This is a genomic window from Bittarella massiliensis (ex Durand et al. 2017), assembly GCF_009876955.1.
Taxonomy (GTDB): domain Bacteria; phylum Bacillota; class Clostridia; order Oscillospirales; family Ruminococcaceae; genus Bittarella; species Bittarella massiliensis.
Genome location: NZ_WWVY01000002.1, coordinates 396,162 through 413,401, shown reverse-complemented (window position 1 = coordinate 413,401; position 17,240 = coordinate 396,162). Strand labels below are relative to the sequence as shown.

Annotated in this window: 17 protein-coding genes and 1 pseudogene; 6 read left to right on the top strand and 12 right to left on the bottom strand. The window is 63.9% G+C overall.

Features of this window, described 5'->3' with window-relative positions; genetic code table 11:
* Positions 1-827 precede the first annotated feature (827 nt).
* From GT748_RS03020 to GT748_RS03000, 5 genes and pseudogenes are all read left to right on the top strand, one after another.
* Positions 828-1,013: pseudogene (locus tag GT748_RS03020) on the top strand (hypothetical protein); the annotation flags it as partial.
* Between the two features lie 82 nt (positions 1,014-1,095).
* Positions 1,096-1,509, top strand: coding sequence for a DUF3788 domain-containing protein (locus GT748_RS03015; protein WP_044993508.1), 414 nt, complete (start codon positions 1,096-1,098; stop codon positions 1,507-1,509).
* Positions 1,510-1,565: 56 nt separating this feature from the next.
* Positions 1,566-1,988, top strand: coding sequence for a pyridoxamine 5'-phosphate oxidase family protein (locus GT748_RS03010; RefSeq protein WP_021661368.1), 423 nt, complete (start codon positions 1,566-1,568; stop codon positions 1,986-1,988).
* Positions 1,985-2,260: a DUF3781 domain-containing protein gene (locus tag GT748_RS03005; protein ID WP_021661367.1), complete on the top strand. Its 276-nt coding sequence runs from the start codon at positions 1,985-1,987 to the stop codon at positions 2,258-2,260. Before GT748_RS03010 ends, GT748_RS03005 begins: the two co-directional genes overlap by 4 nt.
* 823 nt (positions 2,261-3,083) lie before the next feature.
* Positions 3,084-3,908: an NYN domain-containing protein gene (locus GT748_RS03000; RefSeq protein ID WP_021661365.1), complete on the top strand. Its 825-nt coding sequence runs from the start codon at positions 3,084-3,086 to the stop codon at positions 3,906-3,908.
* A gap of 533 nt (positions 3,909-4,441) precedes the next feature.
* Here the strand turns inward: GT748_RS03000 and GT748_RS02995 are convergent.
* From GT748_RS02995 to GT748_RS02945, 11 genes are all read right to left on the bottom strand, one after another.
* On the bottom strand, positions 4,442-7,519 hold the full coding sequence (locus GT748_RS02995) for an InlB B-repeat-containing protein (protein ID WP_161222307.1): 3,078 nt from the start codon (positions 7,517-7,519) through the stop codon (positions 4,442-4,444).
* Between the two features lie 241 nt (positions 7,520-7,760).
* A complete protein-coding gene (locus GT748_RS02990; RefSeq protein WP_161213266.1) occupies positions 7,761-8,321 on the bottom strand; it encodes a hypothetical protein in 561 nt (186 codons plus the stop codon).
* Between the two features lie 6 nt (positions 8,322-8,327).
* Positions 8,328-8,969, bottom strand: a complete 642-nt coding sequence (locus tag GT748_RS02985) for an AfsR/SARP family transcriptional regulator (RefSeq protein ID WP_161213267.1) — start codon at positions 8,967-8,969, stop codon at positions 8,328-8,330.
* Positions 8,970-8,994: 25 nt separating this feature from the next.
* Positions 8,995-10,062, bottom strand: a complete 1,068-nt coding sequence (locus GT748_RS02980; RefSeq protein WP_021661360.1) for a type IV pilus twitching motility protein PilT — start codon at positions 10,060-10,062, stop codon at positions 8,995-8,997.
* A gap of 40 nt (positions 10,063-10,102) precedes the next feature.
* Positions 10,103-10,564 carry a hypothetical protein gene (locus GT748_RS02975; RefSeq protein ID WP_021661359.1) on the bottom strand — a complete coding sequence of 154 codons (462 nt, stop codon included), beginning with the start codon at positions 10,562-10,564 and terminating at the stop codon, positions 10,103-10,105.
* Positions 10,561-10,992, bottom strand: a complete 432-nt coding sequence (locus GT748_RS02970) for a hypothetical protein (RefSeq protein ID WP_021661358.1) — start codon at positions 10,990-10,992, stop codon at positions 10,561-10,563. Before GT748_RS02970 ends, GT748_RS02975 begins: the two co-directional genes overlap by 4 nt.
* Positions 10,989-11,459 carry a DUF4860 domain-containing protein gene (locus GT748_RS15365; RefSeq protein WP_021661357.1) on the bottom strand — a complete coding sequence of 157 codons (471 nt, stop codon included), beginning with the start codon at positions 11,457-11,459 and terminating at the stop codon, positions 10,989-10,991. The genes GT748_RS02970 and GT748_RS15365 overlap by 4 nt, the downstream gene beginning before the upstream one ends.
* A gap of 34 nt (positions 11,460-11,493) precedes the next feature.
* Positions 11,494-11,820: a hypothetical protein gene (locus GT748_RS02960; RefSeq protein ID WP_161213268.1), complete on the bottom strand. Its 327-nt coding sequence runs from the start codon at positions 11,818-11,820 to the stop codon at positions 11,494-11,496.
* Positions 11,821-11,834: 14 nt separating this feature from the next.
* Positions 11,835-12,878, bottom strand: coding sequence for a type II secretion system F family protein (locus GT748_RS02955; RefSeq protein WP_021661355.1), 1,044 nt, complete (start codon positions 12,876-12,878; stop codon positions 11,835-11,837).
* A gap of 30 nt (positions 12,879-12,908) precedes the next feature.
* Positions 12,909-13,817, bottom strand: a complete 909-nt coding sequence (locus GT748_RS02950; RefSeq protein WP_021661354.1) for a transglutaminase-like domain-containing protein — start codon at positions 13,815-13,817, stop codon at positions 12,909-12,911.
* A gap of 138 nt (positions 13,818-13,955) precedes the next feature.
* Positions 13,956-15,146 carry a coenzyme F420-0:L-glutamate ligase gene (locus GT748_RS02945; RefSeq protein ID WP_021661352.1) on the bottom strand — a complete coding sequence of 397 codons (1,191 nt, stop codon included), beginning with the start codon at positions 15,144-15,146 and terminating at the stop codon, positions 13,956-13,958.
* Positions 15,147-15,272: 126 nt separating this feature from the next.
* Here GT748_RS02945 and GT748_RS02940 point away from each other — a divergent pair, with 126 nt between their 5' ends.
* Positions 15,273-16,163: a LysR family transcriptional regulator gene (locus GT748_RS02940; protein ID WP_021661351.1), complete on the top strand. Its 891-nt coding sequence runs from the start codon at positions 15,273-15,275 to the stop codon at positions 16,161-16,163.
* Here the strand turns inward: GT748_RS02940 and GT748_RS02935 are convergent.
* On the bottom strand, positions 16,151-17,161 hold the full coding sequence (locus GT748_RS02935; protein ID WP_021661350.1) for an AlkZ-related protein: 1,011 nt from the start codon (positions 17,159-17,161) through the stop codon (positions 16,151-16,153). The genes GT748_RS02940 and GT748_RS02935 overlap by 13 nt on opposite strands.
* Between the last annotated feature and the right edge of the window lie 79 nt (positions 17,162-17,240).

The window sequence follows — 17,240 nt, the reverse complement described above, 5'->3', positions numbered from 1 at the left end:
GGGTGTGTCCTGCGTAGAGCCCAAAGCTGCTCCCTTTCCTCCTATCCCTTTTTCACCACTGCAGCCGATGCACGCCGAGTTTTCAACTGATTGTCCTCAGCACTGCGGCAGGCGGAGACGGCAATCCTTCCGATGCGCCAAAACACTGTGAATGGCGGCTTTGCCGGGCTGTCTACTGTGGGCAAAGGGGCAATGCAATCTTTGGAGGGAGGGCAAGGGCGAGCCGTCACATTTTGCAGCGGCCGTCCCCAGCGCCGCAGGGGAGAAGCTCTCTCCCACTGTCCGAGGCTGTATCTCCTCTTGCCTGAGGCCGTGAGCCCTCTACCTGAAGCCATACCTCCCTCCCTGTCCGAGGCCATATCCCTGACGGAGGCCGTGTTTCTCCTGTCTGAAGCCATGCTTCTCCACTGTCTGAGACCATCTCTCCACTGTCTGGGACCGTACTCCTGCCGTCTGGGACCGTGCTCCTGCCGTCTGGGACCGTACTCCTGCCGTCTGGGACCGTGCTCCTGCCGTCTGGGACCGTGCTCCTGCCGTCTGGGACCGTGCTCCTGCCGTCTGGGACCGTGCTCCTGCCGTCCGAGGCCATGCCCTCGCCGCCGTCCAAAAGCTGGCCCTCTCTGCTCGGTGGCAAGGTGTTTTAAAAAATAGGGTGGCCGCGTGGAAAAGGACACCCTGCGCCCGGCTTATTGGCGGCCGGTGGGACCGTACAAAACTGTGCAAAATATGTCATGAAGGGGTCAGATTTACCTGCTATACTGAAAGTCGGTGACGCTCTGCAAAGATGGGCGCTGCGACAGACGGATGAGAGAGCGGGGGATCGACAGATGGGCGACATCACTGTGCACGGACTGACCCAGAACAATCTGAAACACATCACCTTTCAAATTCCCAAGGAGAAGATCACGGTGTTTACCGGTGTGTCCGGCTCCGGCAAATCCAGCATTGTCTTCGACACCATTGCCGCCGAGTCCCAGCGGCAGATGAGCGCCACCTACCCGGCAGCGGTAAGGGGAGAGGGCACTTTTTGTTGCCTGCTGTCTGGGGCGGCAGGGGCGAGGAGAGGAATGAAACGATTGTAAGGAGTGTGATACTGTGTTGGAGAGAATGCCGAGTGCAGAGGAGATGACCGCCTTGGTCGGTCGGCCCCTGTTTGATGTTTGGGTCGCGCTGTGCGCCGCCATCGACGAGAGGTACGATATGGACCGCCTCTGGAACAGCGGCGGCAAGGCGTGGACCTATGAGTACAAGTATCGCAGAGGCGGCAAGACGCTCTGCGCGCTGTACGCAAGGGAGAAGAAGATCGGCTTTATGGTGATTTTCGGGAAGGCAGAGCAAGCGGCGTTTGAAGCGGAGCGGGGGCAGTACCCACAGCGGGTTCAGGCGATTTACGACGGGGCAAAGACCTACCGCGATGGGAAATGGGTGATGTTTGAGCCGTCCGACCTCTCGATGGTTGACGATTTTGTCCGGTTGCTCGCCATCAAGAGAAGGCCCAACAGAAAATAGAGTTTTCAGGTGGCCGGCAAAACGCCTGCCAAACCGGATAGAGGGAGGACAGACAGATGTTGCGCGATATTGAAACAACGATTGAGGAATTGATTGACCGGCAAGGGGTCTCCTTTATCGCCTCCGTCTCGGAGGACGGATTTCCCCACATGAAGGCGATGCTCCCGCCCCGCAAGCGGGTGGGTATCCGGGCGTTTTACTTTACCACCAACACCTCTTCCATGCGGGTGGCCCAGTACAGAAAGGACCCCAAGGCCAGCATCTACTTTTGCGACAGCCGCCTTTTTCGAGGGGTCATGCTGGTCGGCCGCATGGAGGTGTTGGAGGACCCTGCCAGCAAGGAGATAATCTGGCGGGAGGGCGACACCCTCTACTACCCCAAGGGGGTGACCGACCCGGACTACTGTGTTTTGAAGTTTGTGGCGACCGGCGGCCGCTACTACACAGACTTTCACTCGCAGAGCTTTGAAATCGCTTGAGTGGGGCGGAGAAGGCGGAGGGGCTGCTCTCTCAGCTGGAGAGGTTGCACACGACGCCGGGGGGCGCTGCGCGGGTCAAAAGGAACCTCACCCTGGACACGGATGATGTGGTGGAGTGGTGCCGGGAGAAGGTCGCCTCCTCCAGCGCCGCCATCGTCAGGGCCGGTAAGAACTGGTATGTGCGAATAGATGGCTGCACCATAACGGTAAATGCGCACAGCTACACCATTATTACCGCCCATCGGCAGACAGGAGGGCGAAAAGGGGAGTAAGGTGTGCCCTGCGATGGAAGGGCCTGGCCGCTGCCGTGCGAAGGGGCTTTTTGAGTCTGGCATCGAACGAGACCCGCGAAAACAGATGTGGCCGGGCGGAGAGCCCAATTTTTAGACCCGCGCAGACGGAGAAGGGAAGCCGCTTTGCCGACGAGCTTGGAAGGTGGCTAGGCGGGATGACAGTGGAGCCCAGCGCAAAGGCATTGCTCTGAGAGGTCGTTTTACAAAAGAGAGAGGAGCCCACCGAATAGGGGAGTAGAGGGTTCCCCCTTCCCGCCGAAATGGCGCAGGCCCTCTCGGGGGAGATCGGTGACGCAAGCAATCTGTGAGCCGCTGCCTATTTCACCGCTCTGTCAACCCGAAAAGGTACAGAGAAAGCGCCGCCGTCTTTGCTCGCCGAGCAGAGTGCGCCGTGTGCGGTTGAGGGCGTTTACTTGAAGGAGAGCCGTGGAACCCTCCGACCCGACCAAGCCGGGAGGGCTGTGGCCTTTGGCAGCGGGCGAAGGCATCGTTTGCGGAGGGAAAAGCGGTGCTTTGAAGATGTCTTGCCGGGCGGGTACAGTCTGAAGTCCTGGGGACAGATTCTCGCGGAGGTTCTAGTGGAGCGCCGCGGCGCCTGGGCTATCTCCTGCAAAAGGAGAAGGGACAAGGGGGCTTTTGCCCCTTTCCCCGCATTTGGCCGTCGGGGCCTCTCCGGCGGTCATTTTTATGCGCCGGATCGCAATTCCCTTGTCCCTCTTTCCCCCGACCGGCCTTTTTCGATTGCATCCGGCGCAGGGGATGGTGTATACTGGAAAGTATCAAGGAAAAAGGAAGGAATCATATGGAAAACAGCATGGACCGGCGCTTTGCCGTCCTGATAGACGCCGACAATGTGTCGGGCAAATACATCAAGTGCATCCTCGACGAGGTCTCTAGCGACGGGATCGCCACCTACAAGCGCATCTACGGGGACTGGTCGAGCCCGCTTCTCCAGTCCTGGAAGAGCCTGCTGCTGGACAACTCGATCCTCCCCATCCAGCAGTACGGCTACACCACCGGCAAAAATGCCACCGACTCGGCCATGATCATCGACGCCATGGACATCCTCTACTCGGGGAATGTGGAGGGGTTCTACATCGTCTCCAGCGACAGCGACTTCACCCGGCTGGCCGCCCGTCTGCGGGAGTCGGGGATGTACGTGGTGGGGATGGGGGAGAAAAAGACCCCCCAGCCTTTCATCAGCGCCTGCAACAAGTTCCGCTACCTGGAGATCCTGGCCGAGACTGCCGCCCAGGCCGCCGAGAGCGAGGAGACAGAACAGCTGGAAGCGGAGACCGAAGCCCCCGAGACCGCCAAATGCGTCCCCGCCACCGGCGGCTCCCAGCAGATGACCTCGCAAAAGACCATCCGCAAGGCCATCCGCAACATTGTGGAGGAGATTTCCGACGAGGACGGCTGGGCCTTTACCGGCGAGCTGGGGAGCGTGCTCACCAAGCGCTACCCCGATTTTGACGTCCGCAATTTCGGCTTTAAGAAGCTGACCCCCTTTCTCAAATCCCTGGGGATGCTGGACATCAAGGGCATCCGCTCGGCCGACGGAAACAGCAAGGTGGTCTATGTGCGCCTTCTGGAGCAGAAAAAGACTGGCGGCAGGGGCGGACGGTAGGGATCCTCTTTAAAATGGAACGTAGAGATGTGTTTTGACCCGATAGTGGGGTTTCAGCACGGAGATGAAAGGGAGATTGCCTGCCGGTCCTGTAAACACGCACAGAAAGAGCATATATTGCTCTGGAATTGCGAAGCATACCCAGAGGGGAAGCCAGACGGCGTGTACTTCGGCAATTTGCCGTGTCCCAAATTTGCAAAAGGGAAAGACCTACTCCCATTTGAAACAGAGATATGACCACCTGTTTTGGCAGGTGGTTTTTTCTATGCCCGCGATGAGGCAAAGGGATGAGGGGGCCCTGCAACCTGCAAATCGAGCAAGCCGGGGCGGGGGCAAGGAGGCGAATAGGGACAAGAGGGCCCTGATGAAAGCCCTCTTTTTGAAAAGAGCCCCGTCTTCCTCGCCCTGCAGAAAAATCCCACTACCCAACAGAAAGCCCCTGCCGCCCTCCTAGAAAGGTGGGCGGCAGGGGCTTTTATCACCTTATCCGGTTTGGGATAAGACTGCCGAGAATGTGGGGCCGCCTGAACCGATTAGCGGTTCTCCTGGGCCTCTTCTGCCTCTTCGTCTTTCTTGAAGAGGAGGGTGAAGGCCTGAGCGGCGATGCCGACGGCGAAGAAGATGGTCCAGATGTCGGCGATGCGGAAGCGCCAGACCATGGGCTGGGTCACGAAGAAGAGGACAACCAGCAGGGTGGCGATACCGGCCAGGATACCCTTTTTGCCGAGGGTGCGCTTTTTGCTCAAAGCGCCGGCGATGGCGAGGATCAGGGCGACAGCGGCGCCAATCAAGTCGAGCAGGGTCATGCGGTCAGCGCCGGGGGCCTGGGCTTGCGGGGTCTCGTTGTCGAGGATCTCCTCGGTGGGGCCGTCGACCGGGGTCTGGGCCTCGGGGGTCTCGTTGTCGGGAATGGTCACCTGGTCAGCCGGGGTGTTGTCGGCCGGCGTATTGTCAGCGGGGGTATTGCCGCCGGGGGTGACAGCCGGGGGGACGGGGTTGGTCGGGTTGACCGGAGCAGTGGGATCAGTCGGAATAGCGGGGTCGGTCGGAATGACCGGGCCCACAGGGGGCTCCTCCTCATCCGGGGGGGGGGGGTTCACGGGCTCTTCGGGCTCGACCTCCTGCCAGAGGGCGGTGACGGTCAGTTCGCCGGTGACCTTCGAGAAGTCGGCATCCCAGCCGGCAAACACCCAGCCCTCATCGGGAGTGGCCTGAGGGGCCACGGCGGCTTCGCCGTGCCAGACGGTCTGTTGGGCGTCGCCAGAGACGGTGCCGTGCTCGCCGGGCAGGAAGGTGACGGTATAGGAGGCCCGGTTGTAGAGGGCGGTCAGCTCGATGTCAGAGGTGAGGCGGGTGTTGATGTCGTAGAGGTTGCCGTTTTCGTCGGCCCAGCCCTGGAAGGTGTAGCCGTCGTTCATGGCGGGGGTGGGCAGGTCGGCCAGCTTGCCGTAGTTGGGGACGCTGGCGGTGCTGCTCTCCAGGCTGCCGGCGGCAGCGGGCAGAGCAAAGGTAACGGTGTTCTCCTTGGCCTGGTAGACCAGGGTGTAGGTGTTGTCGCCGGTGACTTTGGGATCGGTGGTCAGCAGATTGCCGTCCTTGTCGTAGACGCCCACCGCCTCATAGCCGATGAGGGTGGGGAACAGCTGGCGGTCGGTCATGCCGTGGAGGACGGTGCCCTCCTGCACGGGCAGGGAACTGTCTTCCAGGGTGACAGGGGTCTCCTCGTCGCCCTGCAGAGCCGAGACATTTTCCAGGGGGTTGCCGTCGGTGTCTCTGAACTGAGAGGTGACGGTAAAGGTCTTTTCCTCCCAGAGAGCGGTCACGGTCAGCTTGCCGGTGACATTCGAGAAATCGGTGTCCCAGCCGGCAAACACCCAGCCCTCATTGGGGACAGGAGTGGGGGCCACCGCGGCCTCTCCGTGGTAGACTTGCTGGGTGGTCTCCCCGTCCAGGGAACCGTGTTCGCCGGGCAGGAAGGTGACGGTGTAAGAAAGGTGGGTGATGTCGGCGGTCAGCTCCAGGTCGGAGGTGATGCGGACCGAGGGGTCGTAGGCACTGCCGTCGGGCAGCTTCCAGCCGTGGAAGAGGTAGCCGTCGTTGGCGTTGAAAGCGGGAGCGTCCAGCTTGCCATAGAGGGGAACCGAGATCGACTCGCTCTCCGCCGAACCGGCGGCGCTGTCAAAGTGCAGGGTGACGGTGTAGTTGACCGGGGTGTAGCGGACAAAGTAGGCGTTTTGGTTGGCCATCCCTTTGACCTCCACCGCATCGGTGGTCACCTTGTTGCCGTAGTTGTCGTAGATGCCCTCGAAGGTGTAGCCAACCAGGGTCTTGGCGGTGGGGAGGGTGTACTCGCTGCCGACGGGGAGGCCGTTGTGCTGTTCGTCGATCAGTGTCAAAGGCTGCTCGCTGTCGCCCACCAGCTCGCTCACCTGGCCGAGAGGGGCGCCGGTGGCGCTGTTTTCGTAGAAGATGGTGACCACGTTGGTCTGCCGGGAGAACTGGGCCACGTAGGTGATGTCGCCGGCGAGGGGGGCTTTGACATTTTTCTGGTTGGGGCCGATGGCGATCTTGTCGCTGCCCTCAGCGGCCCAGCCGATGAAGAAGTAGCCGGATCTGGCGGTGACGGTGGGGACCTTGACGTTGCTCGCGCCGTAGACCGACTGCACCGGTTTGCCGCCGGAGATGGAGCCGGCGCTCTCGTTCACCTGGAAGGTGACGGTGTTGAGGCGGGGGCCGCCAACAGCCACGTCGGCGCTGGCGACAGCGGTGCCGTCTTTCAGGTGCAACTGGGCGGTGAGGACCGCCGAGGCGTTGTTGTTTTGCAGTTTGGTGACGGTGTAGGTGTTTTCGCTCCCTTGGGGAGAGACGCCGAAGTTCTCGTTGCCGGCAAAGGTCAGGTAGCTGCCGCTCAGGTCGGTCTTGCCGATCTCGGCGGTGTAGGCCTCAGGGATGGTGACGCTGCCGAAGTTGTCAACCTCGGGGCAGGCAATGACGGTGTGCTCGATGTTGTTGCGGTCCCTGGTATAGACTCTGACGGAGACTTTGTAGCTGGTGCCGGGTTTCAGGTCGACCCGGTTGCCGCCGCCGGCGCCGAGGATAAACTGCTGCTCGACCCAGTAGCCGTTGCCGACTCCCTCCAGCTTGTGGTTGCCGTCGAGGGGGTAGTGGATGGTGGTGTGCACCGTCTCGCCCTGCCCCTTCGGGGTAAAGGTGTACTCGATGCGCTGGATGTCGTAGTAGGTGTCGGTGTAGGAGCCGCGCACCAGCTTGAAGCCGAGCTGGAAGCCCTTGTCGCTCACCGTCTTGGCGACGGTGTTTTCCAGCGAGGGGGCGAAGGCGACATCCCCGCTCTCCCCATTTTTGAGGGAGAGGTTGGCGGGGCTGGCGGCCAGGGAGGCAGTCAGCTTGTAGGTGACGGTTTCGATGTTGCGGGGGGCGGTGATGGAGTAGGTCTTGTGGTCGAACTTGACTTCGGTGTCGTGCTTGGAATTTTGCTCGGTGACCGAAGAAGAGCCGATGCCGGATTCCGGCTTGTTGGCAAAGGCGGTGGCGGGGAAGCAGCCCAGTGCCAAAACAAGGGCGGTCAGGCAGGCCAGCACTCGTTTTTTCATGTTGGTTTCCTCCTCTATTGCAGTGTTTCAAGCGTCACGAAAGGCACGCGATCTCTGTTTCTGTCCTCATTCTATCGGCGAGCGGTCACAGAACCGGTCACGAAACCGAAATTTTTACAAAAAAGGCAAGAAGTTTTTTAACGGCTGCCGGCAGGGGGCGAGGAGGGCGCGCCGCCGCACCGGGCGAAAAGGAGGCAAAAAGAGCCCCGGACAGCGGCGTCCGGGGCGGAGGGGGACCTGTTTAGACGATGGGGGAGAGCTCTCTGGCCTTGGGCTGCAGCCGCACCCCTTTGGGGGGCTGCTCGGCGGCAAAACATTTCTGCAGCCGCTCGGTGATGATCTCCACGTCGGAGAACTGGCGCACCGAGAGCATGAGGATATACTGGCTCTTGGAGTAGCGGGAGAAGACGTCCCCCTTGCGCAGGGCGCGGGAGATGGCGCTCTTGAGTTTGAGCATGGCGGTGACGTTGAGGTCTTTGGGCAGCACCCCGCCACTGGGCTTGGTGAGGGTCAGGAGGAGCAGCACCACGTTGTTGCCCGCCCGCTCGGCGCTGCGGGCCACCATGTGGTAGATGTGCTTGAACATCTCATACGGGCAGAAATAGGCGCCGCGGATGGGCCGCTGGTCCTTGGTGATTTCGGCCAGGTCCTCCTGGATCTGCTGCAGGTCCTGCTCGATGAGGTTGGTGCCCTCGCTGGCCCAGAAGTAGATCTGGCGGATCTCGGCGCACAGCCGCTCCCCCAGCTCGTCGTAAAAGAGGTTGGCAGTGATGGGGTAGTAGTTGAGGATGGCCTTCTTCATCCCCAACTACTGCATGGCGGTGAACATATAGAGGTAGATGGGCTCCCGCAGGGGCTCGATGAGGTTTGCCTTGCGGCAGATGGCCAGCACCTCCTCGCAGTGCTCGCTCGAGGGGTCTTTGAGCAGCTGGGTGCAGACCCTGTCCACCGCGTCCAGGTAGAGGCGGCGGTAGTAGACGTTGTACTGCACGATCCACCGCTGGGTGGGGAGGTTTTGCAGCAGGTCCCCCGAGTAGAGGGAGAAGAGGGCCTTTCCCGCCCGGAGGAGTTCGCCGTCGGACACGCCGGGGCGGGTGATGGTGCGGTAGCACTCCTCGGCCTCCTCGGTGTCCAGCTCCACCGGGAAGTCGGGGGTCAGCTGGTAGCGGTTTTTGGAGCTGCGGATACAATCCCCTTCCAGCCCCGCGTCCCGCAGCTGTTTGCGCAGGTTGTAGATGGCATTTTTCAGGGCGCCGGCGGGATTTTCCAGGTCCTCGTCCTCCCAGAGGGCCTCGATGAGCTGCTCGTTGGTCACCGCCTCCTGCCGGTGCAGCAGCAGGTAGGCAAAGGCCTCCGCCGGGCGGCCCAGCCGGCCCTTGCTCTCCAACAGGACCCGGTCGCCCTGCACGGCGCGCAGCCCCCCAAAGAGGCGGACAGTCAGTGTGTTCACGGCAATGCTCCTTTCTCCCGCGGGCCTAGCGGCCGGCCTGCAACTTTTTCTGCATGGTCTCCAAATTGAGGCAGTACATGGCGGCGGTCTCGGCCGAGATGGCCCCCTGTTTCCAGAGTTCCAGCAGGCTTTGGTCCATGGTGCGCATCCCCTGGTCGGCCCCGGCGAAGATGGCCGAGTCGATTTGGTGGCTCTTCTGCTCCCGGATCATGTTTTTGATGGCGGGGTTGACCAGCATGATCTCAAAGGCGGGGACCAGCGCCCCGTCCAGGGTGGGGACAAGTTGCTGGCAGATGACCGCCTGCAGCACCATGGACAGCTGCACCCGCACCTGCTGCTGGGCGTTGGCAGGGAAGACGTCGATGATGCGGTCGATGGTGTTGGCCGCCCCGGTGGTGTGCAGGGTGGAGAAGAGCAGCTGCCCGGTCTCGGCGGCGGTCATGGCCACCTCAATGGTCTCATAGTCGCGCATCTCCCCCAGCAAGATGACGTCCGGGCTCTCCCGCAGGGCCGCCCGCAGCGCCCGCACATAGCTGCCGGCGTCGCTGGTGATCTCCCGCTGGGTGACGATGCACTTCTGGTGGCGGTGGATGTATTCGATGGGGTCTTCCATGGTGATGATGTGGCCCTCGCGGTTTTGGTTGATGTGGTCCACCATGCAGGCCAGGGTGGTGGACTTGCCGCTGCCGGCGGGGCCGGTGACCAGCACCAACCCCTTGGTCTTTTCGGCGATCTGCATCACCACCGGGGGGATGTGCAGGTCCTCCGGCTGGGGAAGGCCGAAGCGGATGACCCGGATCACCGCCGCCAGACTGCCCCGCTGGCGAAAGATGTTCACCCGAAAGCGCCCCAGGTTTTGAATGGAGAAGGAGAAGTCGTCGTCCCCCTCCAGGGCGAAGTGGGGGGACTGCTCCTTCCCGGCGATCTCGTAGACGGCCTTGACCACCGCCGCCGTCCGGTCGGGCATCAGCCGCTCCCCCTCGGTGCGGACGATGTGTCCGTTTTGCCGGTAGGAGAGGGGGAGTCCGGCGATGACGAAGATGTCTGACGCCCCGCAGTCCACCGCCTGTTTCAAAATAGCTGTGATGTCCATTGGCCTGATACCTCCCGGATGAATGGATGTGTTGACGGCCCTAGCTCTGGCCGTCCCAGAGACCGCCCTGGGGACCGCCCCCCTCCCAGGGGGTGATCACCTGCCAGCCGCGCACCCGGTAACGGGTTTTGCCGCCGGTCAGCTCGACGGTGAGCTGCAATTGCCGTTCCCCCTGGTCGCCCAGGGTGGCGACCAGGGTCTTGCCCTCCCACCGCAGCTGCCCATCCAGCCGCTGGGCGGCCAGGGCCTGCAGGTCGGCGGGGCTTTGGTCTCCCGCCTCGAGGAGGAGGGCGTCCAGCTGGGCCAGCCACTGCTGGCCCGCCAGCTCCAGGGCATAGGTGGTGCGGGTGGTCTCGCCGCTGCGCTCGGCCAGCTTGCGGTCGGCCGCGGCGGTGGTGAGGGAGAGCACCGCCAGGGCTGCCAGGCAGATGCTCATCACCACCAGCAAGATGGTCAGGGCCCCGGTCTTGACCGGCTGTTGGCCCGCTGTCTGCCGCCTCACGGCTGTCCCCCCTCTCCCTGCCAGTACCGGCCGGACTCCAGGGAGAAGCTGGCCTTCTCCCTCCGCCCGGCGGAGATCTGGGCCCGGGCCAGCCGGCCGCCGGCGGTCTCCTCCGCCTGCAGCTCCACCAGCACCCAACCGTCGCCCTCCCCGAGGAGGAGGCGGGCGGTGTAGCGGTCCCCGTCTTGGGACAGTTGGGCCCCGGCGCCCTGTACGGCCGCCGCCCAATCCTCCAGGGTGGGGGCGGCGGCCAGCCGCTCCGCCTCCTCCTCGGCGGCGAACTCGGCCCGGGTCATCTCCTCGGCCAGGTGGCTGCTTTGCAGGGCGGTGGAGAAGAGCTGGGCGATGACCGCGGCGGTGCAGAGGAGGAAGAAGAGGGTGATGGCCGTCTCCACATAAAAGGCGGCGCTTCGGTTGCGGCGGCTCATTGCTCTCCCCCCTCTGTGCTGCGCAGGGCATAGGAAAAGGCGCTTCCGTCTATTTGCAGGTGCAGGGTGTCCCCCTCCCGCCGGGCGGAAAACTGCCCGGCGGGGCAGACCACCTGGGCCAGAGAGGGGTCGCCCCCCTCCCCGGCGGGGAGGTATTCCTCCACCAGGTTGCCGTTTGCCAGGTAGATGCGGGTCTCAAAGACCTCGTCCCCCGCCCGCTCGGAGAGGACCAGAACGTCCCCTGCCGCCCCGGTCTCGACGGCGGCCATCCCCGCCTGGTCGCCGCTGCGCAGCTTGGTCAGCAGATAGGCGCGCCCGGCCCGGGCGGCCTGGTTCCCCTCCATCCCGGCCACGGTGTCCCGGTAGCTGGAAGAGCCCAGGATGACCAGGAGCAGCATCGCCAGCAAAAAGGAGAAAAAGACGGCCGTCGCCGAGGCGAACTGCCCCCCCGCCTGCTTTTTCTTCACGCCTGATTCCCCCTTTCCTCGGCCGCTCTCGCCGTCAGCTCTCTTTTTCCAGCACGGTGATTTGGGGCGCCACATTGGGGGCGAGGATGTTGTAGTCCACAATGTAGCGCCGGTGGTTGATCTGCAGCCCGTAGCGCTCTTCCAGGTACTGCAAGTCGGCGGGGTAGGCCCCCTCGACGGCGTAGCACTGCACCACCGCCCGGCGCACCGCCGCCTCGGCCGCGGCGGCCGACTGCCGGCTCAGATCCCCCTGCACCCTGGGCAGCAGCAGGAGACAGCCGGCCAGCAGCAGCGCCGCCAGCGCGAGGAGGAGCAGCCGGACCCGCCGGGCCCGCCGCCGCTGGGCAAACGAGGTGTACACAGCAAAGCCCCCCTTTAGCCGATGGCGCCCATGATGCCGATGAGGGGCAGCATGACCGCTAGGAGGATGACCCCCACCGAGAGGGTGAGGAAGGCCGCCAGCCCCGGCTCGACCGTCGAGAGGGCCCCGTCGATCTGGCGGTCGGACTCCTCTGCAAAGAGGCGGGTGAGACGGGCCAGCGACTCCTCGCCGCTCCCGCTCTGAAAGCCGCTGACGAGCATCCGGGCGTAGAGGGAGGGGAAGACCTTTTCGGCGTAGATGGCTTGGGCCAACCCCTCGCCGGTCTCCATCCGCTCCCGGCAGCGGGTCAGTTTGGCGCGCAGGAGGGGGTGGTCCACCATCTCACTGGAGACGGCCATGGCCCGGTCGGTGTCCACCCCGCTGGCCAAAAAGGTGCTCAGGGCCGAGGTGAAGCGGGCCAGAGACACCTGGTAGGCGACCCCCTTGGTCAGGGGGAGGCGCTGGGCCAGGGCGGCCAGCCGCTGCAGCCCCCGGGGGCGCTTCATCATCTGCAGCCCCACCAAGAGGAGGACCGCCAGCACCAGGGTGATGACCAGCACCGCCCAGGCGACCCCCTTGGCCACCGACATGTACCCGACGGAGGAGCCGGTCAGGTCCCCCGCCAACTGGGCGTAGACGCCGGAAAAGACCGGCAGCACCTCAAAGACCAAAAAGAGCATCACCGCGGTCATCAAAACCAGCATCACCGTGGGGTAGACCACGGCGCTGCGCAGCTTTTTCTGCAGGGCGTCCTGCCCCTCGTAGTAGACGGCCAGCCGTTTGAGCACCTGCTCGGTGCGCCCGGCGATCTCGCCCACCTCGACCATGTCGCTCAAATAGCTGGGGAAACAGCCCGCCGCCCGCAGGGCGCCGGGGAGGGAGTGGGTCTCTTCCAGGCAGTCCAAGACCCGCCGGACCCCCTCCTGAAAGGGGCCGGGCTCCATGTCCTCGCAAAAGAGCTCCAGCGCCTCGCTGGACGGGATGCCGGCCCCCAGCATCATGGATAGATTTTCGCAAAACAGGCTCAGCTCCAGGTCGTTCAACAGCGTCTGTTTCATCTGCCGCCTCCTCTTTTTCTCGCGCCCATATCAGTACACATAGCGGTCGACATAGTTTTTGCCGTCGCCCACAAAATCCTTTAGGTCCGCCCCGCCGGCGGCGAAGGTGGTGTCGATGCGCACCCAATTGCCGGCCTCCACCTGAAACTCCACCGCGATCCAGCCCGACTCCTCCAAATAGATCAAGTTCCAGGCGTGGTAGAGGTCGTTCGGGGCCACGTAGCCGGTGACGAGTTTGGTGGGGATGCCCTGGCTGCGGAGCATGGCAGCCGCCAGGGCCGCATAGTCGTAGCAGATGCCGGTGCCGCTTTTCAGGGTCTCGTCGGGGTCGGGGGTGTAGCCCTTGGGGACGGTCTCCGCCTTCCCCACGTCGTAGCGGATATTTTTTACGATGTAGTCGTAGATGCTGTTGACCACCCCGATCTGGCTGGTGTCCTCCGCCGACAGCTGGGCGGCCTTGTCCACGCAGGCGGACCGGGGGGTGTAGTTGACCTGGATGCTGGGGCGGAGGAAGGGGGCGAACTCGCTTGTGAGCTGCACCTGCCGGGCGGTGGAAAGGAGTTGGGCATACCGGTCGCCGGTGGTGTTTCGCATCACCCGAAAGGTGTATTCGCCGTCCCCCATCTGCAGGGGGTAAAAGCAGGGGGTGCCGTCGTTTGCCAGGTCGTAGTTGTAGGTCTCCTCCCCCTTGAGCACCTGAAATTTCAGGCGGGCGCTGTGCTGGGCCCGCACCGCCACATAGCCCTCGCCCAGGTTGGTCAGGTCGATGTCGGCCCCCCCGCCCGAGACCGCGTCGCTGCCGTCAAAGACCGCCTCGGCCACCGGGGGGCGCTGGTAGTTGCCGGCGGGGTGCCCCTCCCGCTGGGGGCTGTCCTTGGCGCAGCCGCTCAGGAGGGCGAGGGCGGCCAGTGCGGCGGCAAACAGTCGTCTGTATTTCAAAGCGGCCCCCCACCTCCTCCTGGCGTATATAGATTCAGTATAACACAGTTATGCGGCCAATGCCATGCCCTTTTTGGGGGGTAAAACAGAGAGAGGGCGCCCATTTTAGGGCGCCCTCTCAAGGCCGTACGGCGGGCCTTATTTGGCGTAGTTGTCGAAGTAGTTTTGCACCAGCACCACCGGGGTGCCCTTGTCGCCGCTGCCGGAAGTCAGGTCGCACAGGGAGCCGATGAGGTCGGTCAGCCGGCGGGGAGTGGTGCCCTGGGCGGCCATGTCGCCCACCAGCTTGTCCTTCTTGTGGGCGATGCGCTCGCGGACGGCGGCCTGCAGCTCCTCGCCGCTGAGGTCGGCAAAGTCGTTGTCGGCCAGGTATTTCAGCTTGACCTCGTTGGGGGTGCCGTCGAGCCCGGCGGTGTGGGCGGGGGAGACCACCGGGTCCGCCAGTTCCCAAATCTGGCCCACCGGGTCTTTGAAGGCACCGTCGCCGTAGACCATGACCTCGATCTGCTTGCCGCTGCCCTCGCGCAGCAGGTCGGCCACCCGCTGGACAAAGGCGTCGCAGTCCCGGGGGAAGAGCTTCACCGAGGTCTCGGTGGCCTTGTTGGAGCCCAGCAGACCGTACTGCTCGTTGTAGCCGCGGCCGCCAATGCTCTGGTTGAGGATGTCGCTGAGGGAGCAGACCGCCTCGGCCCCGGCCTCCTTCAGCTGGCGGCAGGTGCGCTGCCGGGTGTGGATGTCGCAGGCCAGCACCCGCTTGGTGTACCGCAGGATGGCGGCGGGCTTGTTGGCCAACACGATCTGGGGCTCGGCCCCGCACTCGCGGATGACCTGGGCGTAGTAGTCCAGGTAGTCCACCCCGGTGAAGGGGTGCAGCACGGTGCCGAAGGTCTCGTGGAATTCCTCGGCGGTGAGGACGTCGCTCCAGGGGTTGATGCCGGCCTCTTCCAGCCGGTCGATGTCGATCAGGTGGTTGCCCACCTCGTCGGAGGGGTAGCTGAGCAGCACCGTCACCTTTTTGGCGGCCTTGGCGATCCCCTTGAGGCAGACCGAGAAGCGGTTGCGGCTGAGGATGGGGAAGACCACCCCGATGTGCTCGCCCCCCAGCTTGGCCCGCACGTCGGCGGCGATGTCGTCGACGGTGGCGTAGTTGCCCTGGGTGCGGGCCACCACAGACTCGGTGATGGCCACCACGTCCCGATCGTGCAGGGCGAAGGGCTCGCCCGCGGCGGCGTCCAGCACCGACCTGGCCACGATGGCGGCCAGGTCGTCCCCCTCTTTGACGATGGGAAGTTTGATCCCTCTGGATACGGTGCCTACGAAGTTACTCATCTTGCCTCTCCTTTTTTGGCGGGCCCAAAAGCCCGGTTTACAAACAACTGCTCTACCAGTATAATGCAATTGTATATATAAGTAAAATATCTTTTCATAATATAATTTATAAGGTGGTCTAATAGTATGGAGGTCAAGCTGGAACACTATCGGGTCTTTCGCGAGGTGGCGCGGCAGGGGGGCTTCTCGGCGGCGGCGGGGAAGCTCTTTGTCTCCCAGTCGGCGGTGAGCCAGACGGTCAAACACCTGGAGAGCCAGTTGGGGGTCCCCCTCTTCGACCGGCGGGGGAAGCGGCTCTCCCTCACCAGCGAGGGGGAGCTGCTCTACGGCTATGTGGACGCCGCCCTCAAAACCCTGGAACAGGGGCAGCAGAGCCTGCGGGAGCAGCAGAACCTGGAGCAGGGGCAACTGCGGGTGGGGGTGTCGGACACCATCTCCCGCTTTGTGATCCTGGGCCAGTTGGAGCGCTTTCACCGGGAGTACCCCCACATCCAGCTGGTCATCCAAAACGGCACCTCCATCGAGGCGGTGGAGATGTTGGCCGAACACAGCGTGGACCTGGCCTTTGTCAACTCCCCGGTGCGGGACCAGCGGGTGGAGGAGCACCGCTTTTTCCGGGTGCACGACGTCTTTCTGGCCGGGCCCCGCTACCCCCTGCCCCAGCGTCCCCTCGTCGCCGCCGAGGTGGCGGCCCTGCCGCTGATCTTGCTGGAGCGCAAGTCCAACGCCCGGCGGTTGGTGGACGACTGGTTTGCCGCGCAGGGCCTGCCCATCTCCCCGGAAATCGAGCTGGGCTCCCACGACCTGCTGCTGGACTTCGCCCGCATCGGTCTAGGGGTCTGCTGCGCCATCGAGGAGTTTGCCGAGGACTACCTGCGCCGGGGACTGGTGGTGAAGCTGCCGGTGGATTTTTCCCTGCCGCCCCGGCACATCAGCTGGTGCAAGCTGCGGGACGTCTCCCTCTCCCCCAGCGCCAAGCGCTTTGTCGACTTCATCGGCGGCCGCTACGGCTGGTGACGGAGAAGCGGCCCGGGAAAAGCGATGTCGCCTTTCCCGGGCCGCCTTGTTTTGGTCCTACCCGCGGATGAACTTCTGCACTTTTTGGGGGGCGCCTCGGGGTTGAGGCGGTAGACCTGACGGGCGATGGCCTCCTCCGCCTCCCGGGGGGAGAGGGCGTCCGCCTCGCGAAACAGGCCGCAGCCCCAGAAGCGCTCGGCGGTGCAGAAGGCGGCCGAGGGCCAGCCGTACCCCTCCCCGGTTTGGGAGCGCTTTTGCTGCCGGCCGCAGACGGTGATGTAAAGCCGCATCTGCAATTCCGTCAGGGCCCGCTCAAAGGGGGCCTTCTCCTGGGAAGAGAAGCCGGCCCGGCGCTTGAGCTCGTGGGCGGGGAGGCTGTCGGCTGCCAGCAGCGCCTCGTAGACCCGCTTGGCCTCCCGGCTGACCTGTCCCTCCTCATAGGCCTCGAAAAGGGTCCGCCCCTGTCGGCGGGCGGCGAGGAAATAGGGGTACCAGGCCCGGGTGATGTAGCCGCTCTTTTTGAAAAACACCTTGCCGTAGGCGATGTCGTCGCGCTCTGTCAGCACCCGCATCCGCCACTCCCAGGGGTCGGTCTCGGGGTCGCCGGTGTGCCAGCGCACCGGGGTGTCGTAGGGCGGCTGTTCCCGCCAGTCCCAGGGCACCAGGGTGTAGATGCTCTCGGCGTTGCTGCCGCCCAGGGCAAACCCCGCCGCCAAAAGCCCCTCGACAAAGTCGCCGTAGCTGTAAATCTCCACCACTTTTTTCTCCTCCTTCTTTTCAGCCCAGCCCCGGCACCGCTCGATGCGGGCGCCGGGCGGGGTGTCGCTGGAATGGCGCGCCGACAGCGCGCAGGGGAAGGCGGGGCTGTCCCCTGCCCTGGCGGCACCGGGCCAGGGGGCAGGTCCCGTGAAAGGAGAGCCGTCGGTCTCGTTGCCGCCGCCGCAGCGCTCCCTCCAGGTGCGTCCGGTACGGGAAAGGCCGCAGCGGGGCTCCACCATCAAAGACGCCTCCTCTGCGGGCTGCCCCCTGGGCGGTCCGCCGTCATTTCTCCCTTATCGTAGCAGGGCGAACAGGACA

Bases quoted from the DNA above. Each gene is read 5' to 3' on its own strand.
- GT748_RS03010 (WP_021661368.1), top strand. From the start codon at position 1,566: ATGTTGCGCGATATTGAAACAACGATTGAGGAATTGATTGACCGGCAA.
- GT748_RS03000 (WP_021661365.1), top strand. From the start codon at position 3,084: ATGGAAAACAGCATGGACCGGCGCTTTGCCGTCCTGATAGACGCCGAC.
- GT748_RS02995 (WP_161222307.1), bottom strand. From the start codon at position 7,519: ATGAAAAAACGAGTGCTGGCCTGCCTGACCGCCCTTGTTTTGGCACTG.
- GT748_RS02990 (WP_161213266.1), bottom strand. From the start codon at position 8,321: ATGAAGAAGGCCATCCTCAACTACTACCCCATCACTGCCAACCTCTTT.
- GT748_RS02980 (WP_021661360.1), bottom strand. From the start codon at position 10,062: ATGGACATCACAGCTATTTTGAAACAGGCGGTGGACTGCGGGGCGTCA.
- GT748_RS02970 (WP_021661358.1), bottom strand. From the start codon at position 10,992: ATGAGCCGCCGCAACCGAAGCGCCGCCTTTTATGTGGAGACGGCCATC.
- GT748_RS02955 (WP_021661355.1), bottom strand. From the start codon at position 12,878: ATGAAACAGACGCTGTTGAACGACCTGGAGCTGAGCCTGTTTTGCGAA.
- GT748_RS02945 (WP_021661352.1), bottom strand. From the start codon at position 15,146: ATGAGTAACTTCGTAGGCACCGTATCCAGAGGGATCAAACTTCCCATC.
- GT748_RS02940 (WP_021661351.1), top strand. From the start codon at position 15,273: ATGGAGGTCAAGCTGGAACACTATCGGGTCTTTCGCGAGGTGGCGCGG.
- GT748_RS02935 (WP_021661350.1), bottom strand. From the start codon at position 17,161: ATGGTGGAGCCCCGCTGCGGCCTTTCCCGTACCGGACGCACCTGGAGG.